Source organism: Shewanella seohaensis (assembly GCF_023283775.1).
Taxonomy (GTDB): domain Bacteria; phylum Pseudomonadota; class Gammaproteobacteria; order Enterobacterales; family Shewanellaceae; genus Shewanella; species Shewanella seohaensis.
The window spans coordinates 77,741-101,347 of sequence record NZ_JAKILE010000007.1 but is presented as its reverse complement, the minus strand read 5'-3'; the positions used below and the strand labels follow the sequence as shown (position 1 = coordinate 101,347).

Annotated in this window: 19 protein-coding genes; 5 read left to right on the top strand and 14 right to left on the bottom strand. The window is 49.5% G+C overall.

Annotated features, from left to right (window positions below):
• Position 1: 1 nt before the first annotated feature.
• The 4 genes from ctaD to lexA all read right to left on the bottom strand — a co-directional run bounded on the left by ctaD (position 2) and on the right by lexA (position 4,681).
• Positions 2–1,594 (bottom strand): cytochrome c oxidase subunit I, encoded by a 1,593-nt coding sequence (ctaD, locus tag L2713_RS09980; protein WP_011624513.1) that lies wholly within the window; start codon positions 1,592–1,594, stop codon positions 2–4.
• Positions 1,595–1,603: 9 nt separating this feature from the next.
• Complete coding sequence (gene coxB, locus L2713_RS09975; protein ID WP_248967769.1) at positions 1,604–3,145, bottom strand: cytochrome c oxidase subunit II; 1,542 nt, start codon at positions 3,143–3,145, stop codon at positions 1,604–1,606.
• A gap of 406 nt (positions 3,146–3,551) precedes the next feature.
• Positions 3,552–4,064: a cell division inhibitor SulA gene (locus L2713_RS09970; protein ID WP_248967768.1), complete on the bottom strand. Its 513-nt coding sequence runs from the start codon at positions 4,062–4,064 to the stop codon at positions 3,552–3,554.
• The gene (gene lexA / locus L2713_RS09965; protein ID WP_011624510.1) at positions 4,061–4,681 is read right to left on the bottom strand and encodes a transcriptional repressor LexA; all 621 of its coding nucleotides are present in this window, start codon (positions 4,679–4,681) and stop codon (positions 4,061–4,063) included. Before lexA ends, L2713_RS09970 begins: the two co-directional genes overlap by 4 nt.
• A 161-nt stretch (positions 4,682–4,842) precedes the next feature.
• On the opposite strand from lexA, the gene plsB reads away from it, so the two are divergent.
• The 3 genes from plsB to L2713_RS09950 all read left to right on the top strand — a co-directional run bounded on the left by plsB (position 4,843) and on the right by L2713_RS09950 (position 9,431).
• Positions 4,843–7,266 carry a glycerol-3-phosphate 1-O-acyltransferase PlsB gene (plsB, locus tag L2713_RS09960; RefSeq protein ID WP_086902444.1) on the top strand — a complete coding sequence of 808 codons (2,424 nt, stop codon included), beginning with the start codon at positions 4,843–4,845 and terminating at the stop codon, positions 7,264–7,266.
• Entirely contained in the window at positions 7,266–8,522 is a 1,257-nt protein-coding gene (gene mtr, locus L2713_RS09955; RefSeq protein WP_248967767.1) for a tryptophan permease, read from the top strand. Before plsB ends, mtr begins: the two co-directional genes overlap by 1 nt.
• Positions 8,523–8,654: 132 nt before the next feature.
• Positions 8,655–9,431: a VOC family protein gene (locus tag L2713_RS09950; protein WP_248967766.1), complete on the top strand. Its 777-nt coding sequence runs from the start codon at positions 8,655–8,657 to the stop codon at positions 9,429–9,431.
• A gap of 112 nt (positions 9,432–9,543) precedes the next feature.
• On the opposite strand, the gene L2713_RS09945 is transcribed toward L2713_RS09950, so the two are convergent.
• The 8 genes from L2713_RS09945 to L2713_RS09910 all read right to left on the bottom strand — a co-directional run bounded on the left by L2713_RS09945 (position 9,544) and on the right by L2713_RS09910 (position 19,694).
• A complete protein-coding gene (locus tag L2713_RS09945) occupies positions 9,544–11,505 on the bottom strand; it encodes a methyl-accepting chemotaxis protein (protein WP_248967765.1) in 1,962 nt (653 codons plus the stop codon).
• Positions 11,506–11,731: 226 nt separating this feature from the next.
• Positions 11,732–12,889, bottom strand: a complete 1,158-nt coding sequence (locus tag L2713_RS09940; RefSeq protein WP_248967764.1) for a ribonuclease T2 — start codon at positions 12,887–12,889, stop codon at positions 11,732–11,734.
• A gap of 178 nt (positions 12,890–13,067) precedes the next feature.
• Positions 13,068–16,205 (bottom strand): efflux RND transporter permease subunit, encoded by a 3,138-nt coding sequence (locus L2713_RS09935; protein WP_248967763.1) that lies wholly within the window; start codon positions 16,203–16,205, stop codon positions 13,068–13,070.
• A 9-nt stretch (positions 16,206–16,214) separates the two neighbouring features.
• Positions 16,215–17,723 carry an efflux RND transporter periplasmic adaptor subunit gene (locus tag L2713_RS09930; protein WP_248967762.1) on the bottom strand — a complete coding sequence of 503 codons (1,509 nt, stop codon included), beginning with the start codon at positions 17,721–17,723 and terminating at the stop codon, positions 16,215–16,217.
• Between the two features lie 21 nt (positions 17,724–17,744).
• The gene (locus L2713_RS09925) at positions 17,745–18,005 is read right to left on the bottom strand and encodes a heavy metal-binding domain-containing protein (RefSeq protein ID WP_023266436.1); all 261 of its coding nucleotides are present in this window, start codon (positions 18,003–18,005) and stop codon (positions 17,745–17,747) included.
• A gap of 219 nt (positions 18,006–18,224) precedes the next feature.
• The gene (locus L2713_RS09920; protein WP_011624501.1) at positions 18,225–18,701 is read right to left on the bottom strand and encodes a hypothetical protein; all 477 of its coding nucleotides are present in this window, start codon (positions 18,699–18,701) and stop codon (positions 18,225–18,227) included.
• A 72-nt stretch (positions 18,702–18,773) separates the two neighbouring features.
• Positions 18,774–19,229, bottom strand: a complete 456-nt coding sequence (locus L2713_RS09915) for a DUF2057 family protein (protein ID WP_248967761.1) — start codon at positions 19,227–19,229, stop codon at positions 18,774–18,776.
• A 102-nt stretch (positions 19,230–19,331) separates the two neighbouring features.
• Positions 19,332–19,694 carry a hypothetical protein gene (locus L2713_RS09910; RefSeq protein WP_248967760.1) on the bottom strand — a complete coding sequence of 121 codons (363 nt, stop codon included), beginning with the start codon at positions 19,692–19,694 and terminating at the stop codon, positions 19,332–19,334.
• A gap of 413 nt (positions 19,695–20,107) precedes the next feature.
• Between L2713_RS09910 and cymA the strand changes: the two genes are divergently transcribed.
• Positions 20,108–20,671: a NapC/NirT family cytochrome c CymA gene (gene cymA / locus L2713_RS09905; protein WP_086902435.1), complete on the top strand. Its 564-nt coding sequence runs from the start codon at positions 20,108–20,110 to the stop codon at positions 20,669–20,671.
• Between the two features lie 70 nt (positions 20,672–20,741).
• Here the strand turns inward: cymA and L2713_RS09900 are convergent, their stop codons facing one another.
• Together L2713_RS09900 and rsmD are read right to left on the bottom strand one after the other, a co-directional pair.
• Entirely contained in the window at positions 20,742–21,017 is a 276-nt protein-coding gene (locus L2713_RS09900; protein WP_109286735.1) for a DUF1145 domain-containing protein, read from the bottom strand.
• Between the two features lies 1 nt (position 21,018).
• Positions 21,019–21,666 carry a 16S rRNA (guanine(966)-N(2))-methyltransferase RsmD gene (rsmD, locus tag L2713_RS09895; RefSeq protein ID WP_089068778.1) on the bottom strand — a complete coding sequence of 216 codons (648 nt, stop codon included), beginning with the start codon at positions 21,664–21,666 and terminating at the stop codon, positions 21,019–21,021.
• Positions 21,667–21,879: 213 nt separating this feature from the next.
• Between rsmD and ftsY the strand changes: the two genes are divergently transcribed.
• Positions 21,880–23,604 carry a signal recognition particle-docking protein FtsY gene (ftsY, locus tag L2713_RS09890; RefSeq protein ID WP_248967759.1) on the top strand — a complete coding sequence of 575 codons (1,725 nt, stop codon included), beginning with the start codon at positions 21,880–21,882 and terminating at the stop codon, positions 23,602–23,604.
• The last annotated feature ends 3 nt before the right edge of the window (positions 23,605–23,607 follow it).

Here is a 23,607-nt window from a genome sequence, read left to right as displayed (position 1 = left end):
GTTATTTCACCTCGGGTGGAGTGGTGAAAGAGTGGTAGGGGGCAGGGCTGGGTAGGGTCCACTCTAAGCCTTCGCTGCCTTCCCAAGGTTTGGCGGGCGCCTTTTCACCGCCCCGAATGCACTTAATCACCAGCACGAGGAAAATCAGCTGAGAAAGACCAAAGGCAAAACCCCCAATCGACACGATTTGGTTTACATCGGCAAATTGAATCGAGTAATCGGGGATACGCCTTGGCATACCCGCAAGACCTAAGAAATGCATCGGGAAAAACAACACGTTGACCGAAATCACCGAGCACCAAAAATGCCACTGGCCGAGCTTTTCGCTGTACATATGGCCGGTCCATTTTGGCAACCAGTAATAGGCCGCCGCCATGATGGAGAAAATCGCACCGGTGACTAACACATAGTGAAAGTGAGCCACCACAAAGTAAGTATCGTGGTATTGGAAGTCGGCTGGCGTGATGGCGAGCATCAGGCCAGAGAAGCCGCCAATAGTGAACAGGATAATAAAGGCCACCGCGAACAACATTGGGGTTTCAAAACTCAATGAGCCGCGCCACATGGTCGCTACCCAGTTAAACACTTTTACCCCAGTAGGCACAGCAATCAGCATAGTGCAGTACATAAAAAACAACTCAGCAAACACAGGCATACCGGTGGTGAACATATGGTGCGCCCACACGAGGAAGGACAAAATCGCAATACTCGCCGTGGCATACACCATGGATGAATAGCCGAATAATGGTTTACGGCTGAAAGCTGGAACTATGGCGGAGATAATGCCGAAGGAAGGCAGAATCATGATGTAGACTTCGGGGTGACCGAAGAACCAGAAGATATGCTGGAACATCACAGGATCACCACCACCTGCAGCCTCGAAGAAGCTAGTACCGAAAAACTTATCGGTTAACACCATAGTAACGGCGCCCGCGAGTACGGGCATCACGGCGATCAGCAAGAAGGCGGTAATCAGCCAAGTCCAGACAAACAACGGTAACTTCATCCAGGTCATGCCGGGAGCGCGTAGGTTGACTATGGTGACGATCACGTTGATGGCGCCCATGATCGAACTTATCCCCATGATATGAATAGAGAAAACAAATAATGCTGTGCTGTCAGGGCTATAAGTGGTCGAGAGTGGTGCGTAGAAGGTCCAACCGAAATTAGGGCCGCCGCCTTCCATAAACAGTGAGCTCAGTAAAATAGTAAAGGCGAAGGGCAGGATCCAAAAACTCCAGTTGTTCATCCGAGGAAGTGCCATATCTGGCGCACCAATCATCATCGGGATCAGCCAGTTAGCCAGCCCTGTAAAGGCCGGCATCACGGCGCCGAATACCATGATTAACCCATGAACTGTGGTCATCTGGTTAAAGAAGTTAGGCTCAACGAGTTGTAATCCGGGCTGAAAGAGTTCGGCGCGGATCACCATGGCCATCGCACCACCGGTTAAAAACATAATGAAACTAAACCATAGGTACAGGGTGCCAATGTCCTTGTGGTTAGTGGTGAGTAACCAGCGCATGATGCCTTTAGGTGCACCGTGATGGTGTTCATCATGGGCGGCAATTTGATCTTGAGTCAGTGTGCTCATCTTAATCCCCTACTGTCCATGGCGAGCAATATCAGCGGGTTGCACTGTATCGCCAGTATTGTTGCCCCATGCATTGCGCTCATAGGTAATGATGGCGGCAAGCTGTTGTGGCGTGAGTTGTGTGCCAAATGCCTGCATCGCCGTGCCCGGTTTACCGTGCATCACAATGTCGATGTGATTGGCGACTGGACCCGTAGCAATAGCGCTGCCAGCAAGGGCGGGGAAGGCAGGTGGCATACCTGCACCCGTTAGCTGGTGGCAGGCGGCGCAAATCGTGGCATAGGTCTTTTCCCCTTCGGCCATCAGTTCATCATGGCTAAGCGTAGGAAGAGTCGCGGGGTCGACACTGGCGGCGGGTTCTGTCGCAGGCTTTGGCGCATCGGTGGTTGCTGGGGGCGGAGTCGTTGCTACTGGTTCGCTATTGGTGCCACCGGATTTATGGGCATCAACGTCTTTGGCTTGCACCGCATCCCCCGTGTTATTGCCCCACGCATTACGCTCATAGGTAATCACTGCAGCAATCTCTTGGGTCGTTAATTGTTTGCCAAAGGCTTGCATGGCCGTACCTGCTTTACCATTGAGCACGATTTCAAGATGGCCACTTAATGGTCCGGTCGCAATGGGGCTGCCTTTGAGGTGCGGGAATACCCCCTGTAGCCCTTCACCATTTGGTTGGTGACAGGCCGCGCAGTGACCGAGGTAAACTTGCTCACCCTGAGCCATCAGCTCTTCTTTAGTCAGTGTTTGCGATAACGCGGCTTGTGCGGCTTGCGCTGTGGCATTGGCGGCTTGTTTTTGTTCTACAACCCAAGCATCGAACTCGGCTTCGGGCAATGCCTGTACCACTATCGGCATAAAGCCATGGTCTTTACCGCAAAGCTCGGCACATTGGCCACGGTAAATGCCGGGTTTGTCGATACGGGTCCATGCCTCGTTAATAAAACCTGGATTAGCGTCTTTTTTAACCGCAAAGGCGGGCATCCACCATGAGTGAATGACATCCTCTGAGGTCATCAAGAAGCGGATTTTACGATTGATGGGTAATACTAGGGGTTTATCTACCTCGAGTAAGTAGTGCTCACCCTTGGCTTCACTACCTTCGATTTGAGGTCTTGGTGTTGCTAGAATGCTGTAAAAATCAATATCTTGATCGAAGTAGCTATAATGCCATTTCCATTGAGAACCTGTTACTTTTACCGTGAGATCGGCATTGCTGGGATCTTCCATGGCAATCAGAGTTTTCGTGGCGGGAATCGCCATTAAGATCAGAATGACAAAAGGAATAATCGTCCACGCGATTTCGACTTTTGTGCTCTCATGGAAGTGAGACGCGACCGCGCCCTTGGATTTTCTGTGGTTGATCATGGCATAAATCATAACGCCAAAAACCACTAGGCCTATTGCGCAGCAGATATACAGAATCGTCATGTGTAAGTGATAAACCTTGCCACTGATTTCTGTTACGCCGGGGGTCATGTTGAACCGCATGTCCGCTGCGGCCAACGGTGGGGCGAATAGCACCACGAGTAAACAATACAACCATTGCTTCACAAGACTTCTCCTCTGCCAATTGCGAATAGCAACTACAAAGAAGAGCAACACAGTAAGTCTCAACTCTATGCAAACTCTTCAGTTCCCAAAAAAGCTTCTCTGACTTCAACGTGCGTTGGCGGCTTACTTTTGATTAAGTATTGTTACTGCTGGTATTAGCCACACTGGCACATACTGCTGAATAAACCCATTATTCTCGATTTTTGTGGGCAAGAGATATTCGATAAATCGTCGATATTTTTTGCCTAAACGGGCGATATATTATGCTCGCCTGAATCAAACATACTTGCTGTTTAAAAATTGATCAAGATCACTTCTTTTTCTAATTGTCTGAAAAATTGCCAAAAAAAAGCCCCACATTCACAGGTGAGGCGGCTTTCAAGGCTAAATACGCAGTGCAAAAATTTTAATGAACAGAGCTAAAAAAACTACCTTGGGCAAAGTGAGCTGGTTGCTTGAGTGTCGCGTCTGTAGGTGAGTGATTTACGACACCTTCGAGCACGATTCCCATGGCGCGGGCGCTCTTGGCCACAATTTGCAAACGACGATTGTCGCGGGCATCGAGTGAGTGGATCCAAGTAATTACTGCGCTGGAAGTGCCACTGGTTAACGCTTTTTCCATGGCCCAAAGTGTTTCGACTTCATCTTTCGCATGGACTAAGAGTACACGATCCATACGCACGCCAGCGTTGGCCAGTAACTGCTTGTAGCCGATACTGGGTGGATTGATGAGCACGACCCAGCGGCCTTGTTGGCTCAGTTGTGCCAATTGCTTACTAAGCTGCATTAGCTCTTGGCGCCCTTGGCTCTCGGTGGGCATAGTAATGATAGGCGTATGCTGCCAGTCTGTATCGGTTTCGCGTACCGCATCAAGCCATAAACCGGGGTGACGCGGGGCATTACCTAGTAGTTTGTTCATAGCCAATCTCCATTGCGGATCACCCCTACGGCGAGCCCTTCAATTGTTAGACTTTGGAAACTTAAATCGACTTTAATCGGGGAGTAATCTTCATTTTCAGCATGTAGATAAACAAGATTCCCTTTCTTTTCAAAGCGTTTAACTGTTACATCATCATCAACGCGAGCAACAACTACTTGGCCATTGCGCGCTTGCTGTACTTTATGAACGGCGAGCAGATCTCCCTCGAGGATACCGATGTTCTTCATACTGTCGCCTCTGACGCGCAGCAAGAAATCGGCGGCTGGGTGGAACATGCTGGGGTCGACTTGGTAATACTGTTCGACATGCTCTTGGGCGAGGATAGGTTCGCCCGCAGCCACTTGACCAATCAGTGGTAAGCCAGATTCGCTGTTATCTTCTTCCTCAACTGGGAGGCGGATCCCGCGGGAAGTGCCAGGCATGATCTCGATGCAGCCTTTTTTTGCCAATGCCTTAAGGTGTTCCTCGGCGGCATTTGCACTTTTAAAACCCAAACGGGTGGCGATTTCGGCCCGGGTGGGTGGCATGCCAGTCTCGGCAATATTACGTTTAATCAGCTCTAAAATTTCGGCTTGGCGTGGCGTCAACGGTCTCATGTTCTTTCCTGTTTTTCTATACAGTTACTGTTAGTATATACAGTATTATTCGTAGTGCAAGTATTAACCACTTTTTAACGCGATTGGAGAGTATTAGCGAATATTCCCTAGAATCTGGTATTCTATGGGGCTAATGAACGTACTTACATTGCATAAGAATAATGCCTAAACAAGACTCTCTTTGGTTGAAATCATTACGCTGGATCCAAAAACACTTAGTGCACACTATTGTTGTGCCGCAGGATCCTTTTGCCGATCTGAATCTGGACGCGTCCAGACCGCTTGCTTATGTAATGAAAACAGAATCCCTGAGTGATATTGCTGCGTTAAGCGAGATCACCACTAAGCTGGGTTTGCCAAGCCCCTACGAGCCGCTTGTGGTAAATGGCGTTGTCGCGCCCCGCGTCGTTTGCCTCGAAGGCCGTAAGCCTTTGTTTGGCGAGCGTGCCAGTAATGAGCCATTCCTAGAATGTTTTATGCGCCTGTTGGCCGTCCATAAGGAAAAGCCAGAGTTAGATATTCAGCTGGTGCCTGTGAGTCTGTATTGGGGCCGTACTCCGGGTAAAGAAGACGACACCATGAAGGCGGCTGTGCTTGAGCGCGAGAATCCAACTTGGTTACGTAAGTGCTTGATGATCCTCTTTTTGGGCCGTCACAACTTTGTGCAGTTTTCGAATGCGGTATCGCTGCGTTACATGGCCGACGAACACGGCACCGATATGGGGATTGCCCATAAACTGGCGCGGGTGGCCAGAGTGCATTTCCGCCGCCAACGTAAAGTGATGACAGGGCCTGTGCTGCCGAATCGTCAGGCAATGTTCCACTCCCTGCTGAAATCCGAATCCTTACGCAAGGCGATTCAGGAAGAGGCGGCGAGTAAGAAGATTTCTGAAACCCAAGCCCGTGAAACTGCAATTGAATATCTTGATGAAATTGCAGCGAATTATTCCGACAGCCTAGTGCGTATTGCCGAGCGTTTCTTAACTTGGTTATGGAACAAGCTCTACAGCGGTATCAATATCAAAGGTGCCGAGCAAATCCGTCAACTGCACCATGATGGTCACGAAATTGTTTATGTACCTTGCCATCGCAGCCATATGGATTACCTGCTGTTATCCTACATTCTGTATTACCAAGGCATGGTGCCACCGCATATTGCGGCGGGGATTAACCTAAACTTCTGGCCTGCGGGGCCGCTATTCCGCCGTGGCGGCGCTTTCTTTATTCGCCGTAGTTTTAACGGCAATAAACTCTATACTGCCGTGTTCCGTGAATACCTCGATCAGCTGTTTGCTAAGGGATATTCGGTTGAGTATTTCTCTGAGGGTGGCCGTTCTCGCACCGGTCGTCTATTGGCGCCGAAAACGGGCATGATCGCCATGACGATCAACAGTGTGCTGCGTGGTATCGAACGCCCTGTCACCTTAGTGCCTGTGTATTTAGGCTACGATCACGTGATGGAAGTGGCGACTTATCATAAAGAGCTGAGCGGTAAGAAAAAACAGAAAGAATCTGTATGGCAAGTCTTTGGTGCTATTCGTAAATTAGGTAATTTTGGCCAAGGTTATGTCAACTTTGGTGAGCCGATTACACTGCAAAACTTCTTGAATGAAACTGCGCCTAACTGGCGAACTGAAGTGGCCGACGATCCCGAGCAAAAACCGACTTGGTTAACCCCAGCGGTCAACGTGTTAGCGAATCGTGTAATGACCCGCATTAACGATGCTGCCGCGGCCAGTTCTATCACCTTGACCAGCTTAGTGCTGTTGGCGTCGGAGCAAAATGCCCTAGAGCGTTGCTTGCTCGAGCGTCAGTTAGATTTGTACCTGACACTGCTTAAGCGTGTGCCTTACACTTCGTTTACGTCGGTGGCCGAAGGTGATGGCAAGCACTTAGTGCAACAAGGATTAGAGCTGAATAAGTTCTCCATCAATGCCGATCCTCTGGGTGAGATAGTATCTATTGACGCGAATCAAGCGATTTCAATGACTTACTATCGTAACAATATCATCCACTTATTTATCATCCCGTCGTTGATTGCCAGCTGCTTAACCAACAATAAGCAGATTTCACGAGCCCATATTCTAGGGATTGTGAGTGACTTCTATCCGCTACTGAAGGCGGAGTTATTCATGGGTATCAAGGACCTCCCAAGTTATGTGAATCAAGTGCTGGATCTGTTTATTGAGCAGGGGCTGGTGCAGGAAAGCGATACGCTGTCGGTGGTGACCGAGCACACCAGTCAAATGTTGTTGCTGGCCGGAAGCGTTAGCGAAACCTTGCAACGCTATGCGATTATCTTCAATCTGCTGGCCCACAGACCTAAGATGGAGCGTTCGGAGCTGGAGTCTGAAAGCCATCTGCTGGCCCAACGTTTAGGGGCGCTGCATGGAATTACCGCGCCAGAATTCTACGACAAGAAACTCTATAACACCTTGAGTGTTAAGCTTAAAGAGTTGGGTTATTTCTCCGAGAAGGAAGATAAATCCGACGTTGAGCGCATTCGCGATCAAGCCAATAGCTTACTCAGAGCCTCAGTGAGACAAACCATAGTTGCGAGCGTGACCGCGGAGCATATCGTTTAATGGCTAACCATATGAATGCGGCGAAGAATAAGCCGGTGGGCAAGTCTTTGCTCGGTGGTGCCATGATTATTGCCGGCACCACAGTCGGGGCGGGGATGTTTTCTTTGCCCGTTGTGGGCGCTGGCATGTGGTTTGGCTACTCGGTACTAATGTTACTCGGTATTTGGTTCTGCATGTTGATGTCGGGATTGTTACTGCTCGAAACCAACTTGCATTTCGAGCCGGGAGCGAGTTTCGATACCCTGACCAAGGAAACCCTAGGCCAGTTTTGGCGGATCGTGAATGGGGTATCGATTGCCTTCGTGCTTTACATCTTAACCTACGCCTACATCAGTGGCGGCGGCTCGATTGTTAACCATAGCCTACAGGGTATGGGTATTGAGTTACCCCAAAGTGTTGCTGGATTAGTATTTGCGGTTGTGCTGGCCTGTATCGTGTTGATCAGCACCAAGGCGGTGGACCGTATTACGACCATAATGCTCGGCGGGATGATCATCACTTTCTTCCTCGCGATTGGTAATTTACTGATCGAGATTGATGTGACTAAGTTGCTCGAACCGGATGGCAATCAAAGCTATATGCCTTATCTGTGGGCTGCTTTGCCTTTTGGCTTGGCAAGTTTTGGCTACCATGGCAACGTGCCGAGTCTGGTGAAGTACTATGGCAAAGATTCATCGACCATCATCAAAGCGATTTTCGTCGGCACTTTCATCGCACTGATCATTTATGCCTGCTGGTTAGTCGCCACTATGGGCAACATTCCCCGCAGCCAATTTAGTGAGATTATTGCCCAGGGTGGTAATATGGGTGTGTTAGTCGGCGCCTTGTCGAAAGTGATGGAAAGTAGCTGGTTAAACAGCATGTTAACCCTGTTTGCTAACTTGGCTGTGGCGTCTTCTTTCCTTGGCGTGACCTTAGGCTTATTCGATTATTTGGCCGATTTATTTGGGTTCGACGATACGCGCTCGGGGCGGATGAAAACGGCAATCGTCACCTTTGTGCCGCCGACCATATTAGGTTTGCTGTTCCCCGATGGCTTTTTGGTTGCCATTGGTTTCGCAGCCTTAGCGGCAACCGTTTGGGCCGTCATAGTGCCAGCACTGATGGCCTATAAATCGAGACAGCAGTTCCCTAACCATCAAGGTTTTAGAGTCTTTGGTGGCACGCCGTTAATTATCCTTGTGGTGCTATATGGCGTGGTGACAGGGGCTTGTCATCTACTCGCGATGGCGAATTTATTGCCGCAGTTCTCCTAAGTATTTCGCCTACGAATCAAGCCCTCAAATTGAGGGCTTTTTCTTTATATTCATCTTTTTATCGCCAAAACTGGACAGTTGCACAAACTCCAGCTTAACTCGAACACATTATCTGTTTGATTGGAGTCTGCAATGAGGATTACTCAGTATGCACAGGGACAGGCCTGTTGGGTCGAACTGGCGAGCCATGACTGGCAGGGCGCACAGGCGTTTTACCATGCACTGTTTGGTTGGAATGCGGTGGAAATGGCGATTCCTAATGGTCATTTCTCGCTGTTCAATCTGGAGGGAGACGATTTAGGGGCCATGTATCAAATCCCTGAGTCGGAACCACAGATCCCTAGCCATTGGCGGATCTATTTTGCGGTTAAGGATATCGAAGCAACGGTTGCCGCCATCCTAGCTGCGGGTGGGCAATTACACATGGGACCGCACGTGGTGGGGGATGCGGGCGTGATGGCGCAGGTGAGCGACCCCGAAGGCGCACGTTTTGCCCTGTGGCAAGCGAAAAATCACTCTGGCTCGCGTCGCCAAGGTGAAGAAAATACTCTATGTTGGGTGGAGCTGGCCTGCCGCGAACCTAGCGCCGAAGCCAGTTTTTACACTCAAGTGTATCCTTGGACCGCACTTCCTAGCCATGTGCCCGGCATCGATTACACCGAGTGGCAAATCGACGGTCAGTCTATGGGGGGCATGATGAAAATGATGCCAGAATGGGGCGAGATCCCCGCCCATTGGATGCCTTATTTTGTGGTGGCGGATTGTGATGCTTTTGCCGCTAAGGCGCAGGGGCTGGGCGCACAGCTATGCGTGCCGCCAAGCGATATCCCCGATGTGGGACGTTTTGCGGTGATTGCCGACGCGCAAGGGGCAACTTTTGCGGTCATCAAGTTAAATGCGCTATCTTAAGCTGGCGAGGAGAGATTTCAGCATAAACGACAATAAAACCTAGGTTTATTGAGTCATACCTAGGTTTTATATGGTCTTATGTCGATGCGCTTATTCCTTTATCCGCTACTGGCTACACCTTAAACTCACTCACTAAACCATCCAGCTGTTGACCTATCCCCAGCAAGCCATTGGCAGAGCTGGCAGCCTGTTTAACCCCCGTCAGAGTACGGTTGGCGCTGTCATTCACGCTGTTGATCGACATATTAATTTCTTCCACCACGGTCGACTGCTGCTCGGCAGCGTGGGCCATTTGCGAGACCGAGTGGGTGATCGACATGACCATTTCGGTGATAGTCGAGAGGGCTGATTCCACTTGGGTTACTTGCTCGACCGTGCTGTTGGTGGCTTCTCGGCTTTGTCCCATCATGGTCGCCGCTGAGCCCGATCTATCCTGCAGTGTTTGGATGATTTGCTGGATTTGCTTGGTCGATTCTTGCGTTCTGCTGGCAAGTGAACGTACTTCATCGGCCACCACGGCAAAGCCTCGTCCTTGCTCGCCTGCCCGCGCCGCTTCGATGGCCGCGTTGAGCGCCAACAGATTGGTTTGCTCGGCAATGGCGCGGATCACATCTAACACGGCACCAATCTTATCGCTGTCGTTACGTAACTGCTCTATGGTGGTGGCCGAGGCTTCGACTTTGCTCGCCAGTTCCCTCATCGAATGGGTGGCGCGGGTGACTGTCTCGCGGCCGAGGAGGGCTTGTGCTTTGGCATCTTCTGAGAGCTTATTGGCAGTATCGGCACTGGCTGCGACTTCGACGGCACTGGCGGCCATTTCGGTGATGGCCGAGGCGACGAGTTGGGTTTCATTCTGCTGTGAACTCATGTCTTGAGTTGCACTGTGAGTCACACTGTTTAACTGGGTTGATGCGCTAACCATTTGAACAGTCGTGTCTTTGACTTCGGCCACTAACTGCTGGATCCGCAGCACAAAGCGGTTAAAGTTTTTGGCCAGCTGGGTCAGTTCGTCATGGCCGTTTACGGGGAGGCGCTGGGTGAGATCGGCCTCGCCATCGGCGATTTCATTCAGTAGCGCCACCACTTCACGTATGGTGCGCAGCAGGCTTTGGGTCACTATCACGGTAATAAAGGCGGAAAGCAGAATCGCGATCAGCAGGATAATGTTGATAAAGATGATTTTTTGGCTGACTTCCTTGGCGGCGATATCGCCCGCTTCGGAGAGAGACTTCATGGTATTGTCTTGCAGATCTGAGGTTATCTGCGCCATTTCGATGCCGATATTATCGAGCTGCACTATGGCTTGATTGCGGTTGTTAATCGCCTCAAAGACCCCGTTGGCCGCTTGTTCATATTCACTAAGTAGTCCGGCGGCTTGCTTGACTTGTGATTGATAGCTCAAATTATCGAGCGCGGCGGCAAGCTCATCCATAGTGGTATGAGTGTTGACGATTTCGTCCCGAAAACGCTGCGCCTGATCGGCTTGGTTATCGAGGAGAAACTTGCTGACATAGAGGCAAGCCAACAGCAGTTCACGCAGATTTTTACCGGCGAAGAAGGCGCCCTGAACATCGCCATCGGTAAAAGAAGACTGCATGATCTGGGAGATAATTTTCTCGATTTCGGGCCCTTTGACATCGAGTATGCCGGTGACTAGCTTGGCCCTTTGCTGCTGATTAGTCACGACATGGCGATTAAAAATATCCACATACTCTTTTTCATGGGCAATGATCTGCTCAAGCATTTGAGTTCGTTCAGGATTATCTATATGGGCTTTGGCCTTTGCCAATATGTCACGGGTTTTGCTGTCTTGGGCGCTAAATTCGGCTGCCGTCTCGCTGGAGCCGGTTTTGACATAGGTTTTTACCGTGAGGCGCAGGCGATAAATTTCCTGTAGCAGGCTACTGGTGAGATCGCTTTCTGGGGCAAGATCTTCAGTAACAGCGCGCATCCGATTATCAATGTCGGTCAGGGCAAAGTAGCTTAATACCCCTAAAGTGATAAGCATGGCAACGAGAAAGACAGGAACGATAGCAAGCTTTTTAGTGAGCGTTAACTGATTGATAGAAAACATAGTTACCTCAGAATAAACTTGTCTTCCATGGCTTGGATTAAAGCGCTAGCTCCTGTACTAGGCACGGCTTGTTTGAGTATAGGAGACATATCCTGAGGTAAAGGGACAGCTTAAATGAAGTTTCGTTAATATTGGGCGAGGGCGTTTGGGAGGGATAACCGTTTTTAGCCTCTTGGTTTATAAGCGGTTGCCAGTGGCGATATACCTCGCCACTGGCTGTATGCGGTTAGTTTGGATTGTCGATAAACAGTGTGGCCGGGCAATTGGTTTTTTTCGCCTTCGGCGCCTTAGCGAGCAGACTCGGCAAAGAGTCGGAGTTGTTGATGACTTGAGGCAGGTTAATGCGAATTTCACTCAAGAGTCCTTTGGCGCAGTCTAGGGTGACTTTAGTGTGCGCACCTTGGCCAAAGCTGGCATCAAAGCTCTGATTTAGCTCCTGTTGAGTCACTTTTTTACCGATTCTTTCATGGATAAATTGTTGTACCCATGCAGAGGCATTCACTTCCTGTGTCAGCTGAGTCGCCAGTAAGAAGTAGTCATTAGGGTCTTGGTTGCGACAGGTGCCATGTTTCCACCATTCATGACGCTCTAAACAGCTGCCGTAGCGGGCGCTTGGCATCACTTCCTCGAGATTTTTTTGGACGGAGGCATTGAGCGTCACCTCGGGATAATCACAAAAATCACTCGGTTGTTGTTTCACGCTGCTGCAAAAGCCGTAACGGGTGCCACATTGCTGGCGATTCGGCCAGAGGCCATGCAGGCTAAAGTGTTGCCACTGAGGCGCATCACTGTTCTGGCTTAAGGCGCGGCACTCAGGTTTACGGCTGCCATAGAGTTCGCAAAAGGTGCTCTGCCAACTCAGGGCGAGCACATTGGAGTCGTAGTTATCTTCGATTTGACACACATTGCCTTGGCGCTTCTCTGGCGTGCCACGTTCTTGCGGGTTTTCACTCTTAACCGCCATGCTCTCGCTAGTGAGGTTTGTTTGCGCGGGCTCGACATTAGCGGCTGGTTGAGCGGTCGCTATGGATTCGGCGGGCGCTGTAGCTGCGGCATTGTATTGTCCGCAATCACCTTTTATCCAACGCAGTGGCGAGCTGTTGGCATTAGTTCGCACCCTAAGCCAATCGGGATTACTGCTATTGCCTAAAATTTCGGCAACGGGATAACGCTCGCCAATATTGCTCTGCCAATCATCGGGATTGGTTTGTTTATTTTTAGACTGAAACAGTTCACAGCGCTTGTTGGCGACAAACTCTCCCGAGGCAGGGGCCGCCTGAAGTGCGATGGGCGTAAAACCTATCAACAACAGCCCCAGCAAGCCAAAGCTATGGCGATAAATACCTGCGCGGTTGTGGATGGGAAGAGAAAATAAAGCTGTCATTCGCTGGCGTCCTTTCTGCTAAGGCGGTGGTACAAACACATGATGTTGCAAGCTGCTATTGTGCAGTGAAATTACCGAATACGCGAATAGGATATGGACTGAAAAGCTACTTCGAATTCAAAAAACATAACCCCTAGCGTTAATCTCGCTAGGGGTTATGGTCAGTTAAAGCAAAGGGTTATTCTGCTTTATTGATTTGGCGAGCGTAGATCAACAGATACAGTGCAGGCAGAACAAACAGCGACAATATCGGTGCCGTGACCATACCGCCGACCATAGGAGCGGCGATTTTTTGCATCACATCGTTACCCGAACCTGCGCCCCACATGATGGGCAAGAGGCCGAAGAAGATGGTTGCTACCGTCATTGCTTTAGGTCGAATACGCATGACCGCACCTTCAATCAAGGCTTCTTTTAAGTCCTCGACGGTGTGGTAGGTGTTTTTCTCCTGCCGATGTTTAATGGCGTTATTGAGGTACACCAACATCACCACCCCGAATTCGGCGGCGACCCCCGCAAGGGCGATCATCCCCACGGCGACGGCGACCGAGATGTTGTAGTCGAGCAGATACAACAACCAAGTGCTACCCACGAGGGCGAAGGGAAGGCTGAGCATAATAATGCTGGCCTGCATGGTCGAGCCAAAGGTCATCATCAGTAGGATAAAGATTACCCCGAGTGCCATAGGGATCACTTGCTTGAGTTTAGCGTCGACCCGCTGCATGTACTCGTACTGACCCGCAAAGCTGTAGCTGTAACGAGCTGGGACCACGAGTTCCTCATCCAAGGCTGTTTTGGCGGCCGCGATATATTCACCAATCGAAGTGCCTTCGATATCGATAAACACCCACGAAATTAACCGGCCGTTTTCACTCTTAAGCATAGGCGCGCCATCGGTAATTTCGATATCGGCCAAATTACGCAGTGGCAAATAATGACCCGATTTAGTGATCACCGGCAGTTCGCGCAGTTTCTCGATATTGTCACGCAGTTCGCGTGGGTAACGCAGGTTGATGGGGTAGCGCTCTGAGCCCTGCACCGACTCACCAATATCCATACCGCCAATCGCGTAACGTACTACATCTTGGATATCCTGTAGTGTCATGCCATAGCGGGCGGCTACATCGAGTTTGGGGCTGATATCAATATAGCGACCGCCACCACTGCGTTCGGCGTAGGCCGATTTGGTGTGCGGCACTTTACTTAAGATAGCCTCAATCTTAGCGCCTAGGGTTTGTAGCTCATTGACATCGGCGCCAGTGATCTTAATCCCCACGGGGGTTTTAATCCCCGTCGACAGCATATCGATACGGGTTTTAATTGGTTGCACCCAAGCGTTGGTTAGCCCGGGCACTTTCACCGTTTGCTGCAACTGATTAATGATGCCGTCTAAGGTCATGCCCTCACGCCATTCATCATGGGGGTTGAGCATAATCGTGGTTTCGAGCATGGTCAGCGGCGCGGGATCGGTTGCAGTTTCGGCGCGGCCGACTTTACCGAATACGCGGGCCACTTCAGGGACGGTTTTAATCAAACGGTCGGTCTGTTGCAGCACTTCGGCGGCTTTACTGGCGCTGATCCCTGGTAGTGCCGTTGGCATATAGAGTAAATCCCCCTCTTCGAGGGCGGGCATAAATTCACTGCCCATACGCGTCATAGGATACCAAGCGCTCGCCAATGCCACTAAGGCAAGCACTATGGTGATTTTAGGGAACTTAAGCACCAGTTTTAATGCCGGTTGATACAGGGCAATCAGCACGCGACTGATGGGGTTACTGCGCTCGCTTGGGATTTTCCCACGGATAAAGTAACCCATGAGAATCGGCACTAAGGTAATAGATAAAAATGCGGCCGCGGCCATAGCAAAGGTTTTGGTGTAGGCGAGCGGTGCGAATAAGCGTCCTTCCTGCGCCTCTAGCGCGAAGACGGGCACAAAGCTTAAGGTGATGATAATCAGCGAGAAAAATAGCGCTGGGCCGACTTCAATCGAAGCCTCGGTCACAATGCGCCAGTGCTCTTTTACCGAAGGTTCACGGTCGTGCTCGGCTTTAAAATGCTCCAAATGTTTGTGCAGGTTTTCGATCATAACGATGGCACCGTCAACGACCGCACCGATAGCAATAGCGATACCGCCAAGACTCATGATGTTGGCATTCACGCCCATTTTGTTCATCACGATAAAGGCGATGAGAATCGACAGCGGCAAGGTGATCACAGCCACTAAGGTTGAGCGCGCATGCAGCAAAAACAGCAGACACACTAAGCCTACGACCAGCATTTCTTCGACTACTTTGCTGAACAGGTTGTCGACGGACTTTTGGATCAGTTGCGAACGGTCATAGGTTGGAATGATTTCCACGCCGTCAGGCAGACCGGTTTTTAACTCTTCAAGTTTAGCTTTGACCGCATCGATAGTTGCGAGGGCGTTTTCACCGTAACGCATGACCACAATGCCGCCTACGACTTCGCCTTCACCATCTAGCTCGGCAATACCACGGCGAGAAGCAGGGCCTTTACGGACGGTCGCAACATCCTTAAGCAACAAGCCTGTGCCGGATGGGCTAGTGATCCCTAAAGGAATTTCACGGAAATCCTCTAAGGTTTGGCGATAACCCTTAGCGCGCACCATGTATTCGGCTTCGGCCATTTCGACCACAGAACCACCTGCCTCGCTGTTGGCTTTATCGATCGCTTGCTTAACGGCGGCGATATCGAGCTTGTAAATCGCCATTTTGTCCGGCTCAAGCACTATCTGATAGGTTTGTTCCATGCCGCCGACGGTCGCAACTTCGGAGACGCCGGCAACACTTTGTAGCTCGAGTTTGAGATACCAATCTTGCAAGCTCTTGAGCTGAGACAGGTCTAAGTTGCCGGAGCGATCGACCAGTGCGTACTCAAATACCCAACCCACGCCTGAGGCATCGGGGCCGAGTGAGGGTTGTACCCCTTGAGGTAAGCGACTGCTGATCTGGCTTAAATACTCCAACACCCGCGAGCGCGCCCAATAGATGTCAGTGCCATCTTCGAAGATCACATACACATAAGAGTCACCAAACATCGAAAAACCCCGCACGGTTTTTGCACCGGGCACGGCTAACATGGCGGTTGAGAGAGGGTAAGTTACTTGTTCTTCAACCAATTTTGGCGCTTGGCCCGGATAAGGAGTCTTAATAATCACCTGCACATCGGATAAGTCCGGCAGGGCATCGAGCGGCGTTTTACGCAGCTCCTGTATCCCCCAGACAGTGATCATCATGGCGATAATCAACACCATGAGCCTTTGTCTGATCGAGGACTCGATAATATATTTCAACATAATCCGCTCCTAGTGCTGATGGCCGCTGCTTAAACGCATTAAGCTGCCCTTGAGGCTGGCCTCGGAGTCGAGTAGGAATTGTCCCGATGTCACCACGCGTTCACCTTCACTGAGACCCGAGACAATCTCGGCCTTACCTTGGCTCATCATGCCGACCGTCACGGCCTTAGCGGTAAAGCTGTCATCGGCCTGTTTCACTATCACGCGGTTTTCTTTACCCGTTTGGATCAGGGCTTCCTGCGGGATCACTAACACATCTTTATTGGGCCCGCCGAAGAGCGAGACCTTGGCAAGCGTCTTAGGTCTGAGGGAGACATCGGTATTATTCAGCACCACACGCACTCTTAAGCTGCGGGTGATGGGGTCAAGTTCTGGGTAGATATAGTCAATGGTGCCTTCGATACCGCTGATATTCATGGCGGGAACAGAGACTTCGGCTTTTTGCCCTAGGGCAATCCAGCTTTGTTCGTTTTCAAACACATCGGCGATCACCCACACTTTGGAAAGGTCGACAACCGACATCACCTCAGTAGACGGTTGGATATACATGCCATCGCGTACATCGAGTGCTTTGACAATGCCATCTTGCAGGGCATAGAAAGGCACGCGGTACTGGGTCTGACGTGAGTCTGCAAGTTGTTGAATTTGCTTTTCATTCATCCCAAGTAGTGACAAGCGTAATCCCGCTTTACGGACCAAATCCTGATAACGGCTACCATTACCCGCAGACTTGGCGGTATCGAGCGCTAACAGATAGTCATCCTGGGCGTTAATCAGATCGGGTGAATAGATCTCGTATAACAGCTGGCCTTTTTTGACTGAGTCGCCAACGGATTTGATCATCAACGTCTCAATCCAGCCAGTAACACGGGCGTGCACATGGTTGATTTGGCTCTCGTCGTAGTCAATTTGGCCCACTGTTTCGACAAATTTCCATAGGGTATCGCGTTTAACCTCGGCCACTTTCAGGGCGAGTGCTTGCTGCATGCTGCCCGAGACATTGAGGTTGATTTCTTGGGTATTACCGCCAGTTTCAACCTTTTCTAAATTCATGCCGCAGATAGGGCAAGTGCCTGGCACATCACTAATAATGTGGGCGTGCATAGGGCAGACGTATTTAATGGTTGCCCCTGAACTTTGATTCTTGACTAAGCTATTGGCTTTAGGCATTGGCGTATCAAAGACTTGCGCCGCATTTTGGCTTGCGCCACTGGCTTGATGATCCGCATGTTGGCCAGCAGTGCTTGCCTCTTCCTCTTCTTCCTTCTCAACGAGGAACATATTGCACTTAGGGCAACGGCCGGGTTCGTGACTTTCGACCTCGGGGTGCATTGGGCAAGTGTAGGTTTTGACTTGATTTACGCTATTAGTATCGTGCGCATGTTCGTGGCCCGCTTCAGCTTGTGTTGCGGCATTAACGAGCTGCGCTTGGGTTAACCAAGGCGTCCCCATCAGTAGGCTGCTGAGTATCAATACAGCCTTAGGGCCCGGCTTTTTTACTTTATTAAATTGCTTCATATGCCTCATCTCCAGCCTAGCTTAGTGGTGCGCGTGGTCTTTGTGCATTGCACCGTCAGCCATTTTCTCTTCAGTCGCTTTTGGCTCTAAATTCATGCCACATTTAGGGCAAGTGTCACCTTTGTTACCTGTCACTTCTGGGTGCATAGGGCAAACATAGGTTTGAGCTTGTTCCTGTGGCGCGGCATTGTCATGGTGGTGCTCATGGGGCGTTGCCGTAGCAAACACACTGGTGCTGGTCATTAAAAATGCAACTAAGGCAAGATTAGTTAAGGTTTTCATATTGTTCACTCCATCGGGTTTGGTAGCCGAATATGAGTGCATAAAACGTGACTGGCATTATTCTGCGCCGATAACCTGCGCGAATAGGGCTGCCATAGCGGTCAGCGGGATCAGTACTACGCTTTTGCTTTACTCTGGGTGCTGAGTTATTAGTGCACCACAATAAACGGCGAAATAAATTGTTAGCGTTGTTCGCCCTGAAAAAAGGGCACAATGAGGCTAGGCTATCGGCGGTTTAAAGGCCGAAGACAGGGAGATAGAGTGGAAATGAGGCATAGGAGTGGCCACTGGGGTATCACTCAGTCCAACACTGGGCCAAAGGTGTGGGCTGAAAAGAGTGCCGGCAACTGAAATCGTTAAACAATGTCCACAGTCATTAAGACAAGATGTGGTGCCATCACAGCAGTGCTGCTTCGCGCCGGGAAGCATTTGATCGTTACAGCAATCTGTACTGGCCATTGCACCTGAATCAGCTCGGTTCTCTGTGTTCATCTGCATCATGGCGGCATGGTCCATTCCTTGGCTGGAAGGGTTATGAACCATAGCGCTCATTTCCATAGAGCGCATCACCATCGCGTGACCATTAGACGCAACACTTTGCCCGACGAGTGCGAGTAAAGTGAATATGACTAATAGTGAACGACCTAGTGTGTGATGCATAAATATTCCAAATAATGAACGGCTCGATTTTAGCATAGAGGCATTATCCTGCAATGAGTTAACTCACATTTCAGTTAATGCCCCTGTTTATAAACTCCTACGGTTTAATTATTTTGAGGGATGGTTTTCCAACATATCCGCCATTAATTGGCTGTGGTTTTGCAATGGCTGTGGCTGTGGTGACGCATCATCCACACTTAATTGAATGCTGGGATTTTTAATAAAACGTCTCGCATCCGCCTCACTGATTAATTTAGGCGTGCTAATTTGGTAATTAGACTGAGATGCAACATCTAAGGTAAAGAATAAAGGTTCCGACTTCACCCAAGTGCCGCTGTCGTCCGCACGGTAGTTGAATACATCTTGATATTTAACTTCAACCAGTACTTTACCTTCGGGCAGTTCAACGGGTTTAAACGCTTTAGTGGCTTGACCATTAATGCTGACAACATTGAGTGTTTCTGTACCTTTTAGGGTTGCTGCGTTAGCCGTCATGCTAATCGCCAGAGAGCTCATGATTAAAGTCGCGCCAACTAAGGTTTTGTTGATTAAAGTGGTTTTCATAATAAACTCCAAAAATTTGCTATATCGCGTGAGTGCGCAATCGTGGCGTCATCATCGCGAAATATTGAATCGATTTAATTGCTAAAACTTAAAACAGATCGGTTACAGCAAATTGGAGTTGGGAGGGGGTGTGGTTAACCCGAGATCGGCCGTTTGAATCGCCCAGCTTTGGACTGCAATACGCTTACTCGCATGATTCATCAGTGCGATTTGGGGTTGTGACGTAGAGAGATAAAGTTGTGCGAGACAATGGGTTTTACAGTGGTTGGTGAGGGAGTCTTGGCAATGCAGCATGCATTCGTCCGAAGGACAATCGGGCATAGTACACTTCATCTTGCCATCGACCATTTGCATGCTGGGCGTATCGTGGGAGTCATTCATCGCTGAAGTTGGCATAGCATTCACCATCGCCGATTGGGCGATAAGTGAAAATAACAGTGCTATGGTGATCCAAAACTTAGCCATAAAAACTCACATAAAATAATGTCTACCTCTAATGACCTTTAAAGTTGGTGAAAAGTTTCGTACTCATTTTGTTTTTTTATGTATCACACTGTGGCTTCGCAGGTTAAATGTCGTCTTGATCACATTTTTGTATTCTAAAAATGATTTCATTGCCTTAGCTTCATAAGGTAGTACTTAATCATTGGTCGCTTAGCATAATGATTAATGTATTAGCGTGAGTTGAAGTACCCTCAAGCTCTGCTAAGCTGGGTTGAGTGAGTTATGTATTAAGAGTTAGACCTAAGTCTCATTTTGCACTTTTAAGTTTAAATTAATGGGCATTTTTAGGCTTAAAATCAAATTTCTAATAAATGAAAAAATATAAAATAGTCTTATAAAAACTAATTTTGACAATATTTTTTGGAGATAGAGTGATGAACTGGCGTGCACTATTTAAACCAAGCGCAAAATATTCCATCCTGGCGCTGATCGTCGTCGGTATTGTTGTCGGTGTTGTGGGCTACTTTGCAACCCAGCAAACCTTACATGCGACAAGCGAAGACGCATTCTGTATGAGCTGCCATAGCAACCACTCATTGAAAGATGAAGTGTTAGCTTCTGCCCACGGCGGTGGTCGTGCGGGTGTGACAGTACAGTGTCAAGACTGCCACTTACCACACGGTCCAGTGGATTACTTAATTAAGAAGATCATCGTATCTAAAGACTTATACGGTTTCTTAACGATCGATGGCTTTAACACTCAAGCTTGGTTAGATGAAAACCGCAAAGAGCAAGCAGACAAAGCATTGGCTTACTTCCGTGGTAATGACTCTGCAAACTGCCAACACTGCCATACTCGTATTTATGAGAACCAGCCTGACACTATGAAGCCAATGGCTGTGAGAATGCACAGCAACAACTTCAAGAAAGATCCTGAAGCAAGAAAGACCTGTGTGGATTGTCACAAAGGTGTCGCTCACCCCTATCCAAAAGGATAAGGTTTAGCGCTTCAATAGCTTGATATGAAAATTAAAAGCCCTCGAAAGAGGGCTTTTTGCTTGCCGAGCATTAATTGGATTGGGATAAAACCTGTTTGCGAAAAGCCAAAAGGCTAAATACGCCGAAGATAAATACTTGCAGATAATCTTGCTTGCGTAGCGTCAGCAGGTTTTTAAACAGCATATGGAAGATGGCAACTTGGAAGCAATGCATCAAGCAAGTAATGCCGAGCAAGATATTGAGAATAATGCCGATATTGCCTGCAAAAGGCATAACAAGGTTATAAGCCATCATCAGCCACGCGATTAAGGTAATGGCTTTGCCCATATTGATCAGAAACGACATGCTATTCCTCGGTGTTAGCCTGAGAGTCTTCGGCTTGGTATTGATATAAGCGATAGCTGACTTGTCCTGCGGTCTTATCCTTGAGCGGTTGCCAAGTTGCAGGGACTGCCATTTGAGTTAATTCCGACTCAATCTCCACATAAATTAGCGCGCCATCATTAAGCCAACCTTGGCTGTCCAATAGTTGAATGGTTTTTTCTGCCAAGCCTTTGCGGAAAGGCGGATCGATAAACACCACGTCAAACCCTTGCTCGCAGCCATTTTGCAGCACGACTAAAGTATCGGCGTTGAGTACCTCGGCATTGTCGCACTTGAGGGTATTGAGATTCGCTTTAAGTTGCATGGCGGCAGGACGTTGCAACTCGATAATCTTGGCGTAACTGGCATAGCGTGAGAGAGACTCAAGCGCCAAGGCGCCGCTGCCACCAAAGCAATCGAGCACCCTTGCGTGGGCAATATCATTGGCAAGCCAGTTAAAGAGGGTTTCGCGGACTCTATCTGTGGTCGGCCGCAGGCCGTCTAAATCATGGATGGGCAGTTTGCGCGAACGCCATTGCCCGGCAATGATCCGCACTTGCCCACTACCGGCTTTCTTGTTGGCCGTTTGACTCTTGGTCACTTGCTTGTTGTTTGCACGATTATTAGCCAAAGTGCCCCCGTGATTTTGCCTGAAGAAAGAAAGTGGTAGACTATGCCACCTTTATAAAGGCCACTATTTTATATCAAACTCCTAGTAAAAGGTGAGAAGGCTGATAGAGCAGAACTAATTGCCGACTTTTTGGGCGTAATTGCCGCGGTAATCTGGTATAACGGCAGGGTCTTATTTTAAATTCAACACTGAAGTAGAGCGCTGGAATTACACATGGCAAAGAAAGGTTTTTTCTCCTGGTTTCGTAAAGATAAATCACAAGATGAGGTTGTCGAGCAAACCCCAGTCTCTACTCCATCGCAAACCGAGCAAGCCGAAGCATTAGCAAAGCAGCAAGCTGAAGAAGCCCGTCTCGCGGCTGAACAGGCAGCCGCCGAACAGGCTCTAGCCGACAAATTAGCAGCCGAAAAAGCAGAAGCGGAAAGAGTTGCAGCAGAACAAGCAGCAAAAGCTCAAGCAGAAGCGGAAGCCCTGCGCATTGCCGAAGAGCAAGCTGCACGTTTAGCCGAACAACAGGCGGCTGAAGCCGCGCGCTTAGCAGCGGAGCAAGCGCAGGCAGAGCAGTTAGCCGCTGAAAATGCCCAAGCGGAAAAAGTTGCAGCAGAACAAGCCGCAAAAGCTCAAGCAGAAGCGGAAGCCCAGCGTGTTGCCGAAGAACAAGCTGCACGTTTAGCCGAACAACAGGCGGCCGAAGCCGCTCGCCTAGCGGCGGAGCAAGCGCAGGCTGAGCAGTTAGCCGCTGAGCAAGCCCAAGCGCAAGCGGAAAGAGTTGCCGCAGAACAAGTTGCAAAAGCTCAAGCAGAAGCGGAAGCCCAGCGCATTGCCGAAGAGCAAGCTGAGCTGTTAGCCGCAGAAAAAGCAGAAGCGGAAAGAGTCGCTGCGCAGCAGGCTGCAGAAGCCCAAGCCCAAGCCCAAGCCCAAGCAGAAGCAGAGCGAGTTGCCGCTGCACAGATCCAAGCTGAACAACCCCTTGAACAACAACCCGAACCTCAAGCAAAACCCGCCAAAGAAAGCTTTTTCGCGCGACTAAAACGCGGCTTGATGCGCACTAGCGAAAATATTGGTAGCGGTTTCATCGGGTTATTCCGTGGTAAAAAAATTGATGATGATCTGTTTGAAGAGCTGGAAGAACAGCTATTAATCGCCGACGTGGGTGTCGAAACCACTTCACGCCTTATCCAGAGCCTGACTGAACATGCGTCTCGCAAGCAACTAAAGGATGCCGAAGCACTCTATGATTTGCTGCGTGATGAAATGCAGAAGACGCTCGATCCTGTCGCTATCCCTTTGGTACCTGAAAATGCTAACGGTCCCTATGTGATTCTAATGGTTGGCGTTAACGGTGTGGGTAAAACCACCACTATCGGTAAACTGGCGAAGCAATATCAGCGTCAGGGCAAGTCTGTGATGTTAGCGGCGGGCGATACCTTCCGCGCTGCAGCGGTTGAGCAATTACAGGTTTGGGGTCAACGTAATAATATTCCCGTGGTGGCTCAGCATACGGGCGCAGACAGTGCCTCGGTACTCTTCGATGCGCTGCAAGCGGCTAAGGCCCGTAAGATTGATATCTTGATTGCCGACACCGCGGGTCGTCTGCAAAACAAGTCGCATCTGATGGAAGAGTTAAAGAAAGTGGTGCGGGTGATGAAGAAGCTCGATCCAGAGGCGCCACACGAAGTGATGCTGACCTTAGATGCGAACACGGGCCAAAATGCCATTAGCCAAGCGCAGCTATTTCAAGAGGCTGTAGGCGTCACCGGCATGACCATCAGCAAGCTCGACGGTACCGCCAAGGGCGGCGTGGTATTTGCGATTGCCGACAAATTTAAAATCCCGCTACGTTATATTGGCGTGGGTGAGCAAATTGATGATTTGCGTACCTTTAATTCTAAAGAATTTATTGATGCCTTGTTCACTCAAGAGAAAGCGGATAGCTAATTT

Excerpts from the sequence above, each read along its gene's own strand:
- ctaD (WP_011624513.1), bottom strand. The coding sequence starts at position 1,594 with ATGAGCACACTGACTCAAGATCAAATTGCCGCCCATGATGAACACCAT.
- L2713_RS09970 (WP_248967768.1), bottom strand. The coding sequence starts at position 4,064 with ATGAACAAACTACTAGGTAATGCCCCGCGTCACCCCGGTTTATGGCTT.
- lexA (WP_011624510.1), bottom strand. The coding sequence starts at position 4,681 with ATGAGACCGTTGACGCCACGCCAAGCCGAAATTTTAGAGCTGATTAAA.
- plsB (WP_086902444.1), top strand. The coding sequence starts at position 4,843 with ATGCCTAAACAAGACTCTCTTTGGTTGAAATCATTACGCTGGATCCAA.
- mtr (WP_248967767.1), top strand. The coding sequence starts at position 7,266 with ATGGCTAACCATATGAATGCGGCGAAGAATAAGCCGGTGGGCAAGTCT.
- L2713_RS09950 (WP_248967766.1), top strand. The coding sequence starts at position 8,655 with ATGAGGATTACTCAGTATGCACAGGGACAGGCCTGTTGGGTCGAACTG.
- L2713_RS09945 (WP_248967765.1), bottom strand. The coding sequence starts at position 11,505 with ATGTTTTCTATCAATCAGTTAACGCTCACTAAAAAGCTTGCTATCGTT.
- L2713_RS09940 (WP_248967764.1), bottom strand. The coding sequence starts at position 12,889 with ATGACAGCTTTATTTTCTCTTCCCATCCACAACCGCGCAGGTATTTAT.
- L2713_RS09935 (WP_248967763.1), bottom strand. The coding sequence starts at position 16,205 with ATGTTGAAATATATTATCGAGTCCTCGATCAGACAAAGGCTCATGGTG.
- L2713_RS09930 (WP_248967762.1), bottom strand. The coding sequence starts at position 17,723 with ATGAAGCAATTTAATAAAGTAAAAAAGCCGGGCCCTAAGGCTGTATTG.
- L2713_RS09925 (WP_023266436.1), bottom strand. The coding sequence starts at position 18,005 with ATGAAAACCTTAACTAATCTTGCCTTAGTTGCATTTTTAATGACCAGC.
- L2713_RS09920 (WP_011624501.1), bottom strand. The coding sequence starts at position 18,701 with ATGCTAAAATCGAGCCGTTCATTATTTGGAATATTTATGCATCACACA.
- L2713_RS09915 (WP_248967761.1), bottom strand. The coding sequence starts at position 19,229 with ATGAAAACCACTTTAATCAACAAAACCTTAGTTGGCGCGACTTTAATC.
- L2713_RS09910 (WP_248967760.1), bottom strand. The coding sequence starts at position 19,694 with ATGGCTAAGTTTTGGATCACCATAGCACTGTTATTTTCACTTATCGCC.
- cymA (WP_086902435.1), top strand. The coding sequence starts at position 20,108 with ATGAACTGGCGTGCACTATTTAAACCAAGCGCAAAATATTCCATCCTG.
- L2713_RS09900 (WP_109286735.1), bottom strand. The coding sequence starts at position 21,017 with ATGTCGTTTCTGATCAATATGGGCAAAGCCATTACCTTAATCGCGTGG.
- ftsY (WP_248967759.1), top strand. The coding sequence starts at position 21,880 with ATGGCAAAGAAAGGTTTTTTCTCCTGGTTTCGTAAAGATAAATCACAA.